This window comes from Loktanella sp. SALINAS62 (genome assembly GCF_018263905.1).
Classification (GTDB): Bacteria; Pseudomonadota; Alphaproteobacteria; order Rhodobacterales; family Rhodobacteraceae; genus Loktanella.
The window spans coordinates 1-1360 of record NZ_JAAFZU010000101.1 but is presented as its reverse complement, the minus strand read 5'-3'; the positions used below and the strand labels follow the sequence as shown (position 1 = coordinate 1360).

Here is a 1360-nt window from a genome sequence, read left to right as displayed (position 1 = left end):
GTGTCAACGGCAGAGTAAAAGTGAGCCAAAGGGCAGCGCAAAATGTTGCCACTTTGGGGTTGGTATAATCAGCGTCCAGACGAGCGCCAGCATCCGGGCGTCCGCGCTTGTCATATAGCTGGCGGCCGCCCGGATGCTTTGGCCCGTCAGGGCCAATCTGTGCTGATTGAGGCTTAGGTTTTGTGCGTTTCCTGACGCGCCTTGCTTTGTCCAAGGCGGTAACTTTCACCATTCATCTCGAGGATGTTGACGTGGTGCGTCAGGCGGTCGAGGAGTGCGCCGGTCAGGCGTTCTGATCCAAACGTCTCGGTCCATTCGTCGAATGGTAGATTACTGGTAATCAGCGTGGAGCCGCGCTCGTAGCGTTGGGAGATCAACTCAAACAGAAGCTCGGCCCCGGTTTTGCTCAGCGGCACAAAGCCCAGCTCGTCGATGATCAGCAGCTTGTAACCCACCATCTGCTTTTGAAGCCGCAGGAGCCGGCGTTCGTCCCTCGCTTCCATCAGTTCATGGACGAGTGCGGCAGCAGTAACAAAACCGACGGACAGGCCCTTTTGGCAGGCGGATAGCCCAAGGCCGAGGGCGACGTGGGTCTTACCGGTTCCGCTTGGGCCAAGGGCGATGACATTCTCGTGCCGCTCGACCCATTCACAGCGCGCCAGTTCCAGCACCTGCATCTTGTTCAGGGCCGGGATTGCCTTGAAGTCGAAGCTGTCCAAACTCTTAACGGCAGGGAACTTTGCGGCTTTGATCCTGCGCTCGATCATCCGGCGTTCCCGGTCAATCATCTCCAGTTCGATCAGGCGCGCAAGGAATTGAATGTGGTCCAGCCCCTCGGCTGCAGCTTGCTTGGCCAGTTTGCCATATTCCCGCAGAACGGTCGGCAACCGCAGGGATTTGAGGCGGTGGTTCAACAGGATTTGGGGAGCTTCGGTCATGCGGCCTGCCCCCGGAGTAGGGACATATAGCTGGCCGCCGATGTTGTGCCGACGTCGGCCTTTGGCAGATACGGATAGACATCCAGATCCAGCTTGGGTGGCCGCTTCTCGACCTGACACAGCACGAGGTGTTTGACGGCATCAAAGCCAATCGCGCCCATGCGCAACGCATTTTTAACAGCGACATTCAGGTCTGCCATCTCGAACGTCTCCAGCAACCGCAAGACCTGCACATACTCGCGCCGACCGGCCTTGATCATCCGCGCCTCCATCAAGCGGCGCAGGGTCGCAAATTCCTCTGGCAACTCCCATTTGACCAACGGGGCAGCCTGATCCAGAGCGCCCGTCTTTTGCTCAAGCAGTGGCAGATAGTGGACCGGATCAAAAACCATATCCTCTCGATCCCAGCACCGGGGGTGGCG

Annotated in this window: 1 protein-coding gene and 1 pseudogene; both read right to left on the bottom strand. The window is 58.5% G+C overall.

The window, feature by feature from the left end; all coding sequences use genetic code 11:
* Positions 1-173 precede the first annotated feature (173 nt).
* Entirely contained in the window at positions 174-938 is a 765-nt protein-coding gene (gene istB / locus GZH79_RS18900; protein ID WP_211645321.1) for an IS21-like element helper ATPase IstB, read from the bottom strand.
* Positions 935-1360, bottom strand: a pseudogene (locus GZH79_RS18895) (IS21 family transposase); the annotation flags it as partial. The gene istB and the pseudogene GZH79_RS18895, both read right to left, overlap by 4 nt.

Excerpts from the sequence above, each read along its gene's own strand:
- istB (WP_211645321.1), bottom strand. The coding sequence starts at position 938 with ATGACCGAAGCTCCCCAAATCCTGTTGAACCACCGCCTCAAATCCCTG.